The following is a 15,875-nucleotide window of genomic DNA, read 5'->3' on the forward strand; positions in this document are numbered from 1 at the left end:
TCGGTGATAATGGTCGCCATGACCCGTTCGGCATGGCCGCTGTTCGACCTGCGCATCCGGTGTGGCCCGGCCGAACTCCGGACGGTTAGGGAGAGCGACCTGCCACTGCTCGCGTCGATCCAGCCCGACGACTACGAACACGATCCACGCGCGGAGATGCTGCCCGGCCTGGACCTCGCACAGAATCGCGAACGTCTCGTTTATCAAAACTACTGGCGTGCCATGGGCACGTGGTCTCCGTCGTCGTGGACGCTGCAACTGGCGGTCGTGCACAGCGGCGCCATCGTGGGGATGCAGTCCTTGGAAGCCGAGGACTTCCCAACGCTACGCACAGTTGACTCCAGCTCCTGGCTCATCGCGTCCGTGCGCGGGCGAGGCGTGGGAGTTGCCATGCGGAAAGCGGTGTTGGGACTGGCGTTCGACCATCTGGAAGCCGTCGCCGCGATCAGCTCAGCGCGTCGCGACAACGCCGCATCGCTCGGCGTTTCGCGCAGCATCGGCTACACGGACAACGGGCTCAGTCTCAATGACTCGGGTAGCGGCCTCGTCGAACTGCGGCACATGAGACTGACGGTCCAGCAATGGCGCGCTGCGGGCCACAACAGCGAGGTAATCGTGAACGGACTTACCCCATGCCTGCCCTGGTTCGACCGGTGACTGACGAGCCTGTGCCAACTGCGCCCGTGAGGGAGGCGTGGATACGCGGCCTGGCGAGGAACCCGGCGACACCGATCGACGTGCTGCTGCGCCTGATCGACGCCGCGCCAACGCCCGCCGTCGAGGGGCTCAGGCAGTTCGTGGCCAGCAATCCGAGCACGCCGCCGGATGTCGACGACGCGGACCTGGCGGAGCACGCCGCGGCCAATCCCGCGCTGCCTCCCGTACGGATGCAATGGTGCGGGTAGGCGGGAAACGCCCAGGTCATGGCATCCTTCCCGCGCGTGACGACCTCTTCTTGAGTATCGCGATGCGCCACGTGCCGCCGGTGTAGCGTCCAAGCCACAACATGCCGGTGCGGGAATCGGGTACCCATGAAGCAGCATCTGATCGTCAAGCTACGGCGCTCGCTGGCCGCGGATCTTGCGATCCCTGAATGGGTCTCCTTCATCACGGACAAGTCGGTTGTCCATCAGTCCCTCGACGGGCTGGTCGACACGGTCCTCCACCAGGCCGGCGTCCAGTACTGGGTGACCCGCGAGTTCTCGCCGGCGGGTGCGACGTGGAACGCGGTGGAGCGGGACCACGGACTGGATCGCACCTACCGGGTTCTCCTCCTCGACGATGCCGTCGTCTCGCGGCAGCTTCTGGAGCAGGTCCGGCAAGTGCCGTCGGTCGAGGATGTTCGCAAACTCGAGGTGGTCGAGGCGCCGGTGCCCGCGCCGACGCTCGCACACCAGACTTCCCTTGGCGATTCGCGGGGCGAGTCCGTCGGGCTCGGTTACGCCCATGCCACCACGCGGGGGAGGCCGGACGTCACGGTGGCGGTGCTGGATACCGGGGTCGACCTCGACCATCCGGAGTTGCGGGGCCGCATCACGGGCCGCGCGGATTTCGTTGACCTGCAAGGCATGGACACCACTGCCTTCGTCGGGGACACCATGGACTTCGACGAGGACCCCGGCGACGACATCGGTCACGGCACGCACGTCGGCGGCATCGTCGCGGGGCGCGGCGTACGGATGGATCAAGGTATAGCGCCGGAATGCCGGATCATGGCGGTACGGGTTCTCGCCACGATGAAGGACCGCAACCGGCTCGTGGGTGCGGGGATCGTCGACAACATCAACCCGGCGATCAAGTGGGCGGTCGACCAGGGCGCCGACATCATCAACATGAGTTTGGGAATCAAGCACACCGGCGGCGGGCTGCCGCATGCGGACGTCATCCGCTATGCCCTCGCCAAGAACGTCACGGTAGTCGCGGCGAGCGGCAACGACGGCTCGTCGGCGCGGTACTACCCGGGAGCGCTTCCGGGTGTCATCGCTGTGGGTGCGGCCGACCCTTCCGGTAAGCCGGCGCGGTTCTCGTCGTTCGGTGCGGCGATCACCGTCATGGCGCCGGGGGTCGACATCCTCAGTTCGTACGCCCGCCAGGGGTACGCCGTGGCCAGCGGCACCTCCCAGGCCGCACCTTTCGTTGCTGGCTGCGTGGCACTGCTGCTCTCCTATGCTCGCGACGAAGGACGTGTCCTCACGACCAGCGACGTCACGGGGATCCTGCGCCACACCTCGGATCGGATGGATGCCCGGACCCGGCACCGGCAGGCGGGCTACGGGCTGATCAACATGACCGACGCGATGAAGCTGCTCGCGTACACGCTGCACCGGAGCGGAAGAAGCTCACCATGACCATCACTCAGAACGGACAGGCCTCTTTCCGTCTTCGGCGCGGCTCTCTCAGCGGACCGGTTTCGGACGTGCACCCGTTGGTGAAGGGCCATCTCGAGCAGCTGAACACGCTGCTCGGGAAGCGGGTGTTCGCGGATCGGGATCCGGCGTCGTCGGCGGACGGCGCCGCGGGAGACGCCTCGAAGGCCGCCGGGACGACTGGCGCCGCGAGTCGCTCCGGAGCCGGGGGGACCGCATCCGCCGGCCTGCTGTTCCGGGCCACGATCGACGCCATGCTGACGCCGCACCGGCCCGGTCGCGTCTCGTGGGAGCCGAAGTCGCTGGCCTCGCGGCTGGACCTGGCGCACGAGGACGACCCCGGCAAGCTCACCGTCGCGGACGTGGTCGACCTGAGTCCGGAGATCGCCCAGCTCAGCTACGAGTTCGACGAGCTGCTCAACAGCAGGTGGTCGGAGCTGTCCTTCAATCAGCGCGCGGTCCTGGATCCGGACTATCCGGGCATCAGGAAGTATCTCGTCGCCTTCGGTTACCTCGTGAAGAACCTGAAGACCGCCCCCTCGCTGCTGAGCTTCTGCACCCGCAACAGCCGTGGTGCGTCCAAGATCAGCGAGTACGCGATCCTGTCCGCGGCCCGTTCCTGGATCCACGACGAGAACCTCGATGTCGCCTATCTCAAGGACGACGCCGAGGTCATGGACGACCTGCGGGCAGCCGATCTGTCGTGTTCGGCCGACGCGTTCGTTCCCGGGGTGCGCCTGGTCGTGCAGAGTCACCTCAACGACGGCAGGTACGAGAAGCTGCTGGACGCTCACAAGGACCTCTATCCCTCGATGTACCGCCTGCCGCTGATCCAGTATCTGAAGCGGGCGCCGGTCACGGTCACGGCCGCCAACATCGCCTACTACATCCCGCTCTACGTCTCTCAGATCGCCGGCGGCGTCGACTTCGACGACCAGGTGCCCACGCGGGAGGCGTCCGATCAGGATTTCGAGGTCGACTTCTTCACCGAGGACCGGTCGACCATCCAGGTCAGTCGCTCGGCCGTGAAGTGCGCGGCCCAGTTGTACTACACGATGATCCTCGGCGACGAGTTGCGGGTCTTCGACGTGGCGAACTACTTCACCCACAAGCACCTGGTCCGCCAGGGCTTCGAGATCACCGATCCCCGGCTGCGCCGGGACCTGCAGATGTACGTCTTCTCCAACCAGTTCACGGTCGTCGACGCCGGCACCAACACGAACCGGCTGGTGGACCGGACGCAGCCGGCGGAACGGCAGATGTTCTACCGGCAGGTGTTCAACCAGGGCGGCGGTCAGGTCACCGAGGACATCGTGGTGAACGAGGAGTTCCCGCGGCTGTGGAAGGTGCTGATGCTGGAGTCCGCGAGATATCTCGAGCGGGCGCAGATCAGCCCCAACCCGACCAGCTACGTTTCCCGTCAGAACGTCATGCAGGCGGTCGAGGACGTGCAATACAACCTCTCGCTGCACTGCACCGGCATGGCTACGGTGATGACACCGTTGATCTACGACGAGCTGAACTTCGTCACCCGCCGCATCCTCATGCACGACGAGGTGAGACGCCAGCTGGCTCCGGGCGGCGGGAGTTGGTGGACGGTCGTCGAGGCGCTTCACCTCGGGATGTCCCGGGCCCGGCCGCGGGCCACCGTACTGAACAACAAGGCCCGGCTCGGTCACAACATTCTGCGGGCGATCGCCGACTACGACGCGGCCACCTTCGATGAGGACACGACCTTCTCCCGATTCATCGGGGACGTCGAGGCGTTCATCACCACCCAGAGCATCCTTCAGGAGTCGCTCAAGGAGGACCTCATGGAGGACGAGGCGGACGTCGATGCCGATGCCCCCGAGGACGAGCGGGGCCTGGCGCCGGGAGTGCCCGGACTGCCCGCGGCCGCGCCGGTCGGCGAGTGGGACTTCTAGTCGGTCGATCCAGAACCAGATCCCGGAGGTCGACCATGGTAGGCAGTGTGACCCACGAAGACCACATCGTTCAGGCCGCGCGCGCGAAGGCGATGGAGGTGCTGGCACCGAGCCGCGTCTACCTGACGCTGCCGCTCGACGATCAGCGCAGCGTGTACCTGGCGATGGTCGACGAGGAGATCCGCAAGCAGGAGGAGAAGAGTGGCCTGTATCGTCCGCTGGCGACCGACTCCGGCAAGGAGATGGGCTACAAGGGCTACGACCCCGGCTTCAGCGGGGACACCAAGGCCTTCACCGAGCTGGTCGAGTCGGTGGACTTCCCGCAGTTCGTCGCGGACCTGCTCAAGGCCGTCTTCGACGCGAACCTGAAGGTGATGAAGCAGCAGACCGACTCCTACATCAAGCTGATGAAGGAGGCGACCAAGTCCACCGCTGACTTCATCAAGAAGGTGGGTGACGAGGAGTCGTTCGCCCGACTGGCCGAGTCGCGCGGCGACCAGTACAACGTCATCACCGAGAAGAACCCGGACGGATCCACCAAGCTCGCACTGACGAATCCGGAAGGCGAGAAGGCGGACGTCGACGACGCCCAGGTGAAGATGCACATCCTCGAAGCCAAGATCAATATGGCCAAGGAGCACCGTGCCGCGCTGCGGGAGGTGCTGTTGATGGGGGTCACCCGGCTGGTCGTCAACAAGGGCCTGATCGAGGCCGGCGTCGAGTTCTCGGTGAAGGCGACCCGGGCGAGTGGGGCGTCGCATCAGGATCAGAACATCAATGTCGCCAATGTGGAGACCGGATTCGGTGGCGGGTTGGGCGGCCTGTTCGGCGGACCGTCGGGCTCGATCTCCGTGCAGAACACCAACATCCAGGTGAACACCTCCGACAAGAAGGCCACCGACGACCTGTCCGCCACGCTCAAGGGGCTGGTCAAGATCGAGTTCAAGACCGACTACTTCAAGCTGGACAACTTCGCGCAGATGTACGCCGACGGCGGTGTCAAAGCCATCGCACCCGGACAGACGCCTGCCGGCGCACCTACCCCGCCCGCCAAGTGACAAAGGTCGTGAGGGCGGATGGGCCTGGCGATCCTGAACGTCGACGACGTCGATGACACGCAGGTCCGGTTCGGCATCGACACCGGAACCAACCCCTGGTACCAGCTGAGGTTCGGCAGGAAGAAAGGGCAACGTGATGGATTCGACGAGGTCGACGACGTCGTACACACCACTGCCCTGGCCCGCAATCCGAAGGCGGGCTGGACGTTCGACAGCCACCTGGCGGTTCGGATACCCACTGCCGTCTGCCGGTCCGCCCGCTATGCCCAGCTGCTCAGCTTCAAGGACGAGCGAGGCACGTCGCCGGCGCTGTCGCGACCCATGGAGCTGGGCCTGGGTGGGCGGTCGCCGACGGGCGACGATCTGGGGCTCGCGATGACTACTACCGCGTTCCACGACACCCGCGTCATTCCCTGCCGCACCCTGACGGAGACGTTCAGCCTCCCGCCGGGACTCGGTGATCTGCTCGGGCAGCTCGTCAAACTGGCCGGACCGGTCGTCGCCGATCTGCTCAAGCCCGGCAGCGCCGCCGTCGCGCCCGCCGCGCCCGCCGCGCCGGGCACCATCGTCGCGGAGCTGCTGCGGACCATCCTCGGGGCCGTGGCGTCGCCGGCACCGGCAGGCGTGAGCGCGCAGCAGTCACTCGTGCGACCCCGGATATCCGGGCCGACCCGCAACCGGTTCGCCGGGGCGCCGTTCGCCCGAGCACAGATCTTCGGCATCGACGACGCGCTGATCGCCTCGCTGATCGGCCCGATCATCCAGGTTCTTCCCCAACTGGTGAACGCCGCCGCCCAGGAGAAGATCCAGCTGCGGCAGGCCAACAACAAACTGATCACCGACCTGATGTCGGGTCTGGACCGACGTCGAATGATGGAGCTGCTGTCCCAGGCGCGTGCGGCATCGCCGGGGAACCCCGCCCTGGCGGCGCTCACCGGCCTGTTCGAGGGCGAAGCCGCCGCTGCGGCCGCACCGCCACCGACCACGTCCCAAAGTCTCGCGTACGCTCCGGCACCGCCGCCGGCGGCCAACAGCAAGGCAGCGCTCACCTTCGTCCTGGCCCCACCGCAGGAGTGGTACGGCGAGCAGCGGAACCTCTTCCGACACGGCTCCGCCATCGGCCTGCGGCTGCGGCTGGAAGTGGGCCGGGCCGGGCCGGGCCAGCCCCTGCCCAAGGCGATCGCCCACGTGGTGGTCAAGGACGCGACCGAACGGGTGCTCCACCAGCAGGACTTCCGCCTGCTCGCTGTCGAGCCCGGCACGCCGCTCCTGCTCGCCCTGGAATCCGGCGACATCAGCCACCTGCCGAGGAACACCCCGCTCACGGTGGCGGCGCAGGTGAGATGGCCGGGAAGTCGTCCGAGGACGGCGTTCCAGGCGGCGGCCGTGGCCGAGATCGTGCTCGTCGACCCGGTGTTCGTCAAGAGCCTGTCCGGTCCGGTCGACGGCGACCGGGAGCTGGTCGACATGCAGACGTTCCGGCCGTTCTGGAACAAGGTCTGGGAATCGCCCGTCCTTCAGTCGGCGTCGGCGGAGGAGGGCAGTTCTCGCTGGAGCCTCGAGGCGGCGATGAAGTACTCGGTGCTGTTCTCGCCGACGCAGCCGTCGAACGGCCTGATGGAGACCAGGGCGATGACCGCCGTCCCCGACGGGGAGAGTGCCGTCGCCCGCACCGAGGGCCGGTTCAAGGGTGGGATCGAGCTGAGCGTCGGCGAGGTCAACAAGCTTCTGCCGCTCTGGACGGGGCAACAGCCGCTTCCGCCCGAGGTCCTGCAGGCGCTCGCCACGCAGGAGTTCGCTCGGCGTACCGCCGGGGAGGTCGTCCAGGCGTTGCGGCTCAAGGGCGGCAAGCGCGAGCGGGGGATGATCTGGGTCGTGCCGGTGTTCAACCTGCGGGAGATCCGGCTGGGATCCGTGGACGCCACGGACGACGCGGGTCAGGTGACGACAGTGTCGGAACAGCAGGCCCGGTTCCCTGTTCCGTGCGCGGTCCGGGTGCTCGCCATGAAGTCGGACCTCTCCAGCAGGGCGTACGAGGAGGACGAGACCGCCGAGGCCACGGAACCGGCGTACACATTCGCCGGCTTCGAAATCGTGTCGTCCGAGAAGGTGGCGCTGACCCCGCCGACCGAGGGGCCGAGGATGGTGACTGCCGCATGGACGAGGCCTTCGTCCCGCTGAGCGAGCTGGTGGCGAACCTGGGTTCATCGCCCGCCGACCTTGTCGACGAGGACAGCGGCGTGCACACCTATGTGACCCGGTTCGAGATCGAGGTGCCCGTCGAACTCGACATCGGAGTGGACGAACACAACCGGCTGTTCGTCGGGTCGATTCCGCCGCTGTACGCGGTGGACACCTCGCTGCGTCCGTCGTACCACCGGATCCGTTTCGTGGCTGAGCGGACGGAGCATTCCGATGGCCGATGAGAACACGGCGTGGCAGCTCGAGGATTTCGTCGACTCGCTCGTGGTGGAGCTCGACAAGACCCGGGAGACCCTGGCGGTCAAGGCCGTGAACAAGCCGCTGAGCTATTCCGTCAAGGAGTTGAGTCTCGACCTCAACACCTTTCCTTCGTACGACGGCGACCAGGTGCGGTTCGTGACGGCGCAGCCCGGTCAGGAGGGCGCCTCCAAGATCACGATCCACCTCAACTCGATCACGGATCAGCAGGTGCGCGCCACCACCAAGCTGCCCGGCGCCCAGACGGACATCCCCATCGCCCGCATCCCGGTGGACAAGGCTACGAAGAAGAAGCTCCGGAGGCTGGGGATCCAATCGGTGGACGACCTCGAACACCTCAGGCAGAAGAACGTCGACCTCGGCCAGGTCTCGGACGGCGACATCGACTACAGCCAGCTCAACAAGCAGATCCAGAAGTCGCGCCGGGACCAGCAGCCGCCGCAGGTCAAGTCGATCAGTCTCGGCTTCGACGAGGACAGCGTGCCGTACCTGAGCATCGAGGGTCGGCACCTGTCCGTCGACCCGGCCTTTCCGCCCGTCGCGGCGGTCAATCGCCGCGTCGCGCAGGTGCTGTCGCGCGGCGACGGGGAACTGCGGATCCGCCTCGAGGGCCAGCTCGAGGTGGACAACGAACTCATCCTCGCCCTGGACGAGTATTCCGTCGTCAAAGTCAATGTGAAGGCGCGATGACCATGCCCAGACGACCCGCTGCCAGCGATTACGACGACCTGCTCCAGTCACACTACGGAACCGCTGGGGACCGGAGAGATCGCCGGTCCGCCCGCTCGGCGTACGGCGCCCGGTCCGACACGACGCCGGCACGTGCGGTCAGCCTGAGCCTCGGCCACGACGACGGCGAAATCCTCGCTGGCGTGGCTGCGAGCCCGGAGGAGTCCGAGTACGTCGTGGAGTCCCCGCGGTGGAACGAACCGGTCGCGGCACCAACACCTCCCGATCTCCCGCTCCCCGCGCCGCCGGCACCGCCGTTGCCGGCCTCACCGGGCATGGTCGGCAGCCCGGCCGGCATCGCCCCGCAGGAGCCCGCCGTCCCTGCCGCCGGTGTTGCGGAGTCACTCACGGAGGACGACATCCTCGCCGACATGCAGCGGATCCTGTCCGGCAACGGGCGCTGGGACCCCACGTCGGGCACGATGCAGGACGGCCCAACCCGGCCAGCCGCACAGGACGCCGGGCCGACCTCGACGCCGCAACTCCCGCAAGCCAACGAGCACGCGTTCTTCGACGCCCTCGCGGCGAGCATGGAGTATGCCAACACCTACGACCTCGGCAGCATGGAGCTGCGGCGGAAGTTCGATGACTTCGACCGCGCCGCTCAGCCCCCGCAGCCGGCGGCACCGCGCCCCCCGCCAGCCATTGTGGAGAACACGCTAGGCAATTCAGCTGTGGGCAACGCCGAGTTCATCCAGGATCTCGACGCGATACATGCCGCACATGACGACGTCGACCGGCGCCGGGCCGACCTCCCGAGCCGGGAGGCGGCTTGCGCCCCGGTGAGCATGGTCGTGGGCGAGCAAGCCGGCACACACAGCCTCCCCATGTACGACACCGGCGAACATGTGCTGGCGGGAGACAACCTCTACGCCGACGCGCTGACGGTCGGCCCGGCTCCAGGAGTCCGGTTCTCCTACGGGCAGCTGGTCGCCATGGCGGACTTCTGCGCCACCCCGGAGGCCATGATGGCGACCCCCGTGGCGCAGCTGGCGACGATGCGTCGCCTCATCGAACGGAGTACGGCGTTCTACTCCGGCGGCAAGCGCGACGCGTCCTCCAACGTGGCCCACGCTGAGTGGGACGCGGCGACGAACGGGGAATACCTGCGGTTGGCGCAGGCCAACTACGAGCACTTTGCTCCGCATACCCTGCCCGTCCAGGTGCCGGTCGCTCTCCGGTTCGGCAACCACAAGGACACCTGGGAGTTCTACCACCGGTCGGCGATCGAGCAGGCGCAGCAGTTCTACCGAACTTCCGACGCGAGCGGATTCCCGGAACGCGCGGTGATCCGCAACGCGTTCGGCGACCACTTCCTCACCGACGCGTTCGCCGCCGGCCACTTGTTCAACAAGGAGGCAGCGATCGCGATGTTCAAGGCGAACTTCTTCTCCGCGACTTCCTTGAACGCGGCGGCAAACCGTTTCTTCGACCGCTTGGCGGAGAAGGCTTTCGTCGGCAAGGTACGCCAGAAGTTCAGCACCTTGGAGACCGCCGGATACCCGGTGTGCGCCGCGGGCTGGTGCCTTCGATGGCACCCCGACATCAATTCACCCTCCCGGTTCGCCAGCCTCCTGAAGGAAGCGGCCGTCCAGGAGCCGGAGAAGATCGCTAACTTCGCGGTCAAGGCCCTACACGATCACCTGAATCAGCACGGGCTTCGGGTGACCAACGGCGCCGGAGACGGCGAGTGGACCCTGCTCGGCGATGAGCACCTGACCGCGGAGACCACCGCGATCATGCGGCGAGCGGTCAAGCAGTCCGCCGACTCCATCACCGATCCGGCGATCCGCGCCTCCGGCGTGGACTATGCGGCGTACTTCGCCAAGGTTTGGAAGCACGTGCCCCGGCCCACCCCGTCCGCGAACGCGGAGATCATGCGCCTGATGACGACCTTCACCGACCCGGATTCGGCGTTGCTGGTGACGTCGGCCGCCAAGGTGCTGACGGACAACCTCGACACGCTGATCGGCGAGCTGCTCGAGCGGAAGAAGCTTCAGCCGGCCTGAGCCGTACCCGAAGGAGAGCGTCATGACCCGGAACCGGTTCGCGGAGATGAGCGACTACCTGGAACGCGTTCCGGCGTCGGCCGGGCGCGGTGCCCGGACGGCGGTGCAGCCGAGAGTCCGGTACGGCCGTGCGACGGCGCAGAGCATCTCCCGCACGATGGCGTCCACCGACCGCGCGCTCGTCGTCCTGCTCGACAACGGAGGGCTCGACCTCGGCCTGCCGGCACTCGTGGACACGATTCTGCGGGAGCTGCCCGGAGCGGGCCTGATCCCGGAATCCGTCAAGCGTGACGCGGTGTCATGGTTGCGGCAGGAACTGAAGAAGGTCACCGACAACCTGCTGGAGACGGCGGAACTGGCCCTGGCCCGCTACGAGCAGGCGAAACCGGCGCTCTACGCCGACGTCACCGTGCTGCGCAACAGCACCTCCCTGGCGAACGACCTCAAGACCAAGCTGTTCGCGCTCGCCCGTGCCGGCAAAATCATCGATCTGTACGTCCTGACCCACGGCGGCGAGCGGACCATCGCCATCAACGACGGCGGCGCCGACATCGACGACACGATGATCCGGGGCTGGAAGACCGAGTTCGCCAAGGCACTCCCGCTGCGCACCGTCTACATGATGAACTGCTACGCGGCCACCCTGAACCAGGCGTGGCTCGACGCCGGCGCCCAGGTGGTCTCCGGCTCGGTGGGTCTGAACGTCCTTCCCGAACCCACCACGTTCTTCTTCTGGAACAACTGGAAGGCCGGCCAGGGGTTCGACACCGCGATCACCACCGCCTACCACCGCACGGTGGGCCTCATCAACGAGGCCCTCCGGTCGGTCCTCAGCAAGGTGCCGGTGATCGGCGGCGGCCTCGGCAGCAGCATCGACGTCAGCGCGCTGCCCGCCATCAGATCGAGCGCACCCGTCGTCAAGGGACAGGGCGGACTGACGATCGCCTCGGACGCCCTGTCATTCGGCACATCGGCGGGGGCCACGTCGCTGGTGACGATGGTCGTACCGTTGTCGGATTTGACCCTCGACGGCCCGGTCGCGGTCAACGGATCGACGCGCGCGGTTTCGCCGGCCGGACTGGAGTTCATCCGGCGGTGGGAGCAGGGTGTCGACGTGGAGCAGCGTGCCGCGGACGCCGCGAAGGTGCTGACCGAGACGGTCTCCGTACCGTTGAACCAGAACCAGGTCGACGCGCTCGCCTGCTTCATGCTCGGCATCGGGATGAACGCCTTCCGCGCCTCGACGCTGGTGCGGCTGCTGCGCGACGGCGCCCACGCCCAGATCCCGACCGAGCTCAACAAATGGGTACGGGCCCGGCGCGGCACGCAGGTCGTCCAGCTCGACGAGCTGGTGCAGCGCCGGCAGGCGGAGGCGGATCTCTACCAACGCTCGCCGGACGCTCCGGTCCTGACCCAGTCGTTGTATGAAGGCGGCGGCTCGCTGGCCGTGCCCCTCGGCCATATGTCGTACCAGCAGATTTTGCCGGCCATCGCACTGGTCGACGCCATCCAGATCGGACTGGGAGCCATCTCAGTCGCGCAAGCGGGCCTGTCGGCCGCGTCCGGAAGCCTTTCGCTCACCTATGACAAGGCACATCGACTGCTCACCGACGACGCGCGGCGCGAGATGCCCGGCGCACGGGCGGCGACATCGAAGCACCGCCGTACGTTCCTGAGCCTCCAGCCGGGAAAGGCGCTGCAAGCGAATGCCGAGCTGATCGTCGAGTGGGAGGGAAACGCCTACGGCGAGGTCGGAACAGTCATCCTGAGCCGGGATCTCACCAATTCCTCGGACTGGACCCACTCCGACGCCGCGGTCACCGTGACCCGGATGAACACGATCCCTCCGAGCGGCTCCGACCCGCGCACCTGGCCGATCGTCTACCGGTACGAGGGTGCGTACAACCCGGTCGGGAACGGCAAATGGGAGTTCGACGGGGAGTTCGAGATCAACGCGTTCGGCGGGTTCAAGGTGAACAGGCACCTGGTGGTCTCCCGCTCCGCCGTCGACTTCATGATCAGCCAAGGCAATGACTTCTACGTCAAGAAGGGCACGGACTACGTGCCCGACGTTCCGCCGCTGCCCGCCGAACAGCTGGAATACCTGAGGAAGCACACAGCTCAGTAGCGTTGCTCCTTCCTGACCGTCGAGGGTTCGTTACCGTCGCTGAAGCCCCCGTGATCTTCTTCCTGCCGTGATTCATTGCCATGGTCGCCGCCATGCCACGTAGAAACGCAAGAGTGGCGGAAGCGGTCACCGAGATCGCGCACGGGGTGTACAACACCACCGCCGCGATCAACGGCACCTACGACAACCTCGACGAGACCGAACGGCAAGAACTGGCACGTACGGGAGAACAAACGCTCGACACGCTGCTCGACGGGCCGGGCTTGTCACCGACGACCTGATCGGCCGGGTGCCGGCGTCAGGCCTTGCAGTGGTGCTTGTTGTTCCATGCCTTCACCGCGGCGGCCGGGCTCTTCTTCCCGCCCTTGCGCCAGGAGGAGAGATAGGTCGCGGGCCAGACGACGCCGCGGCGGACCTTCCAGTCGCCGGTCTTCTTGCACGGGGGCGAGATTCCGTAGTGCAGGTGGCAGACGCCGCTGGCGTTGCCGGTGTGTCCCACCTTGCCCAGCACCTGGCCCGTCTTCACCCGGACGCCCGGCTTGATGCCGGACTGCACTTTGCTCAGGTGCGAGCCGTAGTAGCGGACACCATCGTCGCCCTTGATCGAGACGAACTTGCCGCCGTTGCGCGGGCCGTCCGGCTTGCCCTTGACGTACTTGTCCACCTTGCTGATCTCCAGGACCACTCCGCTGGTCGTGGCGACCACCGACTTACCGCAAGCGGCGAATATGTCGGTCGCCGGGTAGCCGGAGTGGGTCTTGTGGAACGACACGTTCGACGCGCGCACCGGGAAGGCGTACCGGTGGGTGGTGGCCGGCTTGCTGACAGTGATCGCGGCGCTAGAGGCATTCGCCGGTACCGCACCGGACGCCACCCGCGGGACGGGCTCGATGGCCGCGGCTGGCCGCACCAGCTGCGGCGTCGCGGCCTCCGGTACGCCTCCGGCGGTGCTGGCGCAGCCGGCCAGACACACGGCGAGAGCGGTCAACCCAGACAAGCGACGGATCAAGATCATGATTCGATCTTGACAGAAGCGCCTGACCCCTAATCAGGCCAAATGCCGCTGTACGCGTGTGCCGGTGGTCACTCCGGAGCCTCTCCCGTGCCTGCCGGCGCCGCCCAGCATCGTCGACAGAAGGCTTGTGCGGCCGCTCGAGCCGCTACTCCTTCAGCACCGCGTGGAAGCCACCTTCCCCGTCGGTAATGCGTAGTTTGCCGGCTGCGGGCAGAGTCAAGACCCCGCAGCCTCGCGTTCTCTCGCCCCCGGATTCGGTCTGCTTGAGGCGGCACAGCAGATACCCGCCTTCCTTGGCGGGTAGGGCGAACCGGCCTTCGCGGTCGAGAGGGGCGATCACTCCGCCGGCCCGGGTCACCTGGTCGCGACTGAGCGGGATGTTCGCGTGGGGCATGTCTTCGGGCGGAGCGACGCCGGCGGCGCTCCACAGGTCGTCGACGGCCGCTTCCGGCACGGCGATGATCCAGCCCTCTTCGATCGGTGAGTCGGACAGGCCGGTGTCGTCGAGGACGACGGCCGTGCCGGTCAGGCCGTTGTCGCCGGTCGACGGCTCGGCTGTCGGGGTGCATGCGGGCAGCAGCGGTGCGAGCAGCAGCATTCCCGCTGCTCGCACCGCTACGGCTGGCCGAGGCCGGGGCCGGCTCATTTCAGGGTGAACTGCGGTTCGTGCGTGGACCCGTCGACCAGGGTGATCCGAAAGACCTGGCTGGTTGCCGCCCATGTCTTGGGAGTCTGCACGTTGAGGTGTCAGTGCGGGCCGGACTTGACCATCTTGTAGCTCGCGCCGTCGTTCAGGAACCTGGCCGATTTGATGGTGCCGGCGTTGACGCCCGGACCGGAGATCGACCACTTGAGCGGGACGGTGCTTCCGGCCTTGGCGCAGCGAGAACGTCTCGGAGGCCGCGGCGGTGCTGCGGATTCCGTCGCTGGCGATCACCTTGAGCTTCGCGGTGGTGCTGCCCGGCAGCGACCACCGCGGCACCGACACCGACGACCCGGTGATGTCGACCGCGACGACCTGCCAGCTGGTGCCGCCGTCCGGCTTATACGCTGGTTCCAGGCGAACTTTAGAGAACCTCAAGGCTCAAGCCTGTGCGGGCAGCGGCACGGCTGTTTTCGGTACGGGCGTCGAAGCGTCGGCGGTACTCCGACGGCGAGGTGTCGAAGGCCGCGGCGAAACTCTGCCGCATGGTGACCGTGCTGCCGAAACCGCAGGCGGCGGCGACCTGGTCGATCGGCAGATCCGTCGATTCCAGCAGCCGGCGGGCCTCGTCGAGGCGCTGACGCCGAACCCAGACCGCCGGGGTGACCCCCGTGGAGGCCTGGAACGCCCGGATGAAGGTGCGCCGGCTCAGGTGTGCGACGCCGGCCAGCCGTTCGACCGGAAGCGGTTCTGCCAGGTGCCGCAGCGCCCAGTCCAGCACGAGGGCGATCGGGTCGTTCGCCGACTGCGCGGGTAGCGGCCGTTCGATGTACTGCGCCTGGCCGCCCTCACGGTGCGGGGCCACCACGAGGCTGCGGGCCACCCGGTTGGCCGCCGCGGCGCCGAGCCGGCCGCGGACCAGATGCAGGCAGGCGTCGATCGCCGAGGCCGTGCCCGCGGAGGTCAGCACGTCGCCGTGGTCGATATACAACACCGAGGCGTCCACGGCGACGTCGCGGTGCCGGGCGGCGAGCATGTCGACGGCCTGCCAGTGCGTCACCGCCGTACGCCGCGACAGCAGGCCCGCGTCGGCGACGGCGACGGCGCCCAGGCACAGACCGGCGATCGTGGCGCCACGATCGTGGGCCTTCGTCAGCAGTCGCCGCAGTGCCGGACCCGCCGCACGACCGTCCTCGAACCAGGAAGGAATGACCACCACGTCGGCCTTCTCGGCCGCCGACGGACCGCGCACCTCGCCGATCGGGTAACCCTCTGCGGTGCGGACTGACCCGGCGCGGTCGGAGAAGAGCACTGTCGTCCAATCGCCCAGGCCCTGCCGCCTGACCTCGTCGAAGACGAGCTGCGGCACGGAGAGGTGAAACATCGTGATGCCGTCGAAGGCGTAGACAGCGACTCGCAGGGCGTCTCCGGAGGTTGGCACGATTTCATCGTAACGTCGCACGTGTGCCAATGGCCCGCGACGTTGCCGGCCCGCAGACTCGATGTGTCGCCCACGGAAGCAACGGCACCGACACCAAGGAG

At 67.2% G+C, this 15,875-nt stretch carries 14 protein-coding genes; 11 read left to right on the forward strand and 3 right to left on the reverse strand.

Annotated elements, in window-relative coordinates; genetic code table 11:
- Positions 1-18: 18 nt before the first annotated feature.
- The 11 genes from AB0M36_RS17135 (at position 19) to AB0M36_RS17185 (ending at position 12,956) form a co-directional block, all read left to right on the forward strand.
- Positions 19-657 carry a GNAT family N-acetyltransferase gene (locus AB0M36_RS17135; RefSeq protein WP_364158173.1) on the forward strand — a complete coding sequence of 213 codons (639 nt, stop codon included), beginning with the start codon at positions 19-21 and terminating at the stop codon, positions 655-657.
- A gap of 26 nt (positions 658-683) precedes the next feature.
- On the forward strand, positions 684-905 hold the full coding sequence (locus AB0M36_RS17140; protein WP_364158176.1) for a hypothetical protein: 222 nt from the start codon (positions 684-686) through the stop codon (positions 903-905).
- A gap of 126 nt (positions 906-1,031) precedes the next feature.
- Entirely contained in the window at positions 1,032-2,348 is a 1,317-nt protein-coding gene (locus AB0M36_RS17145; protein WP_364158178.1) for a S8 family serine peptidase, read from the forward strand.
- Complete coding sequence (locus AB0M36_RS17150; protein WP_364158181.1) at positions 2,345-4,291, forward strand: hypothetical protein; 1,947 nt, start codon at positions 2,345-2,347, stop codon at positions 4,289-4,291. Before AB0M36_RS17145 ends, AB0M36_RS17150 begins: the two co-directional genes overlap by 4 nt.
- Before the next feature lie 47 nt (positions 4,292-4,338).
- Positions 4,339-5,349, forward strand: coding sequence for a hypothetical protein (locus AB0M36_RS17155; protein ID WP_364158184.1), 1,011 nt, complete (start codon positions 4,339-4,341; stop codon positions 5,347-5,349).
- 18 nt (positions 5,350-5,367) lie between these two features.
- Positions 5,368-7,530: a hypothetical protein gene (locus AB0M36_RS17160; RefSeq protein ID WP_364158187.1), complete on the forward strand. Its 2,163-nt coding sequence runs from the start codon at positions 5,368-5,370 to the stop codon at positions 7,528-7,530.
- Positions 7,506-7,775 (forward strand): hypothetical protein, encoded by a 270-nt coding sequence (locus AB0M36_RS17165; RefSeq protein ID WP_364158190.1) that lies wholly within the window; start codon positions 7,506-7,508, stop codon positions 7,773-7,775. Before AB0M36_RS17160 ends, AB0M36_RS17165 begins: the two co-directional genes overlap by 25 nt.
- On the forward strand, positions 7,765-8,499 hold the full coding sequence (locus AB0M36_RS17170) for a hypothetical protein (protein ID WP_364158193.1): 735 nt from the start codon (positions 7,765-7,767) through the stop codon (positions 8,497-8,499). The genes AB0M36_RS17165 and AB0M36_RS17170 overlap by 11 nt, the downstream gene beginning before the upstream one ends.
- Before the next feature lie 2 nt (positions 8,500-8,501).
- Positions 8,502-10,547: a hypothetical protein gene (locus AB0M36_RS17175; protein ID WP_364158195.1), complete on the forward strand. Its 2,046-nt coding sequence runs from the start codon at positions 8,502-8,504 to the stop codon at positions 10,545-10,547.
- Positions 10,548-10,569: 22 nt separating this feature from the next.
- The gene (locus tag AB0M36_RS17180; RefSeq protein WP_364158198.1) at positions 10,570-12,675 is read left to right on the forward strand and encodes a hypothetical protein; all 2,106 of its coding nucleotides are present in this window, start codon (positions 10,570-10,572) and stop codon (positions 12,673-12,675) included.
- A gap of 113 nt (positions 12,676-12,788) precedes the next feature.
- Positions 12,789-12,956: a hypothetical protein gene (locus AB0M36_RS17185; RefSeq protein WP_364158200.1), complete on the forward strand. Its 168-nt coding sequence runs from the start codon at positions 12,789-12,791 to the stop codon at positions 12,954-12,956.
- A gap of 17 nt (positions 12,957-12,973) precedes the next feature.
- Here AB0M36_RS17185 and AB0M36_RS17190 read toward each other — a convergent pair whose 3' ends face one another.
- The 3 genes from AB0M36_RS17190 to AB0M36_RS17200 form a co-directional block, all read right to left on the reverse strand.
- Positions 12,974-13,690, reverse strand: coding sequence for a peptidoglycan DD-metalloendopeptidase family protein (locus tag AB0M36_RS17190; RefSeq protein WP_364158202.1), 717 nt, complete (start codon positions 13,688-13,690; stop codon positions 12,974-12,976).
- Between the two features lie 145 nt (positions 13,691-13,835).
- Positions 13,836-14,771, reverse strand: a complete 936-nt coding sequence (locus AB0M36_RS17195; RefSeq protein ID WP_364158204.1) for a hypothetical protein — start codon at positions 14,769-14,771, stop codon at positions 13,836-13,838.
- Positions 14,758-15,774 carry a helix-turn-helix domain-containing protein gene (locus AB0M36_RS17200; protein WP_364158207.1) on the reverse strand — a complete coding sequence of 339 codons (1,017 nt, stop codon included), beginning with the start codon at positions 15,772-15,774 and terminating at the stop codon, positions 14,758-14,760. The genes AB0M36_RS17195 and AB0M36_RS17200 overlap by 14 nt, the downstream gene beginning before the upstream one ends.
- Positions 15,775-15,875: the final 101 nt, after the last annotated feature.

The sequence above is a fragment of the Actinoplanes sp. NPDC051346 genome, from assembly GCF_040682215.1.
Lineage (GTDB): Bacteria > Actinomycetota > Actinomycetes > Mycobacteriales > Micromonosporaceae > Actinoplanes.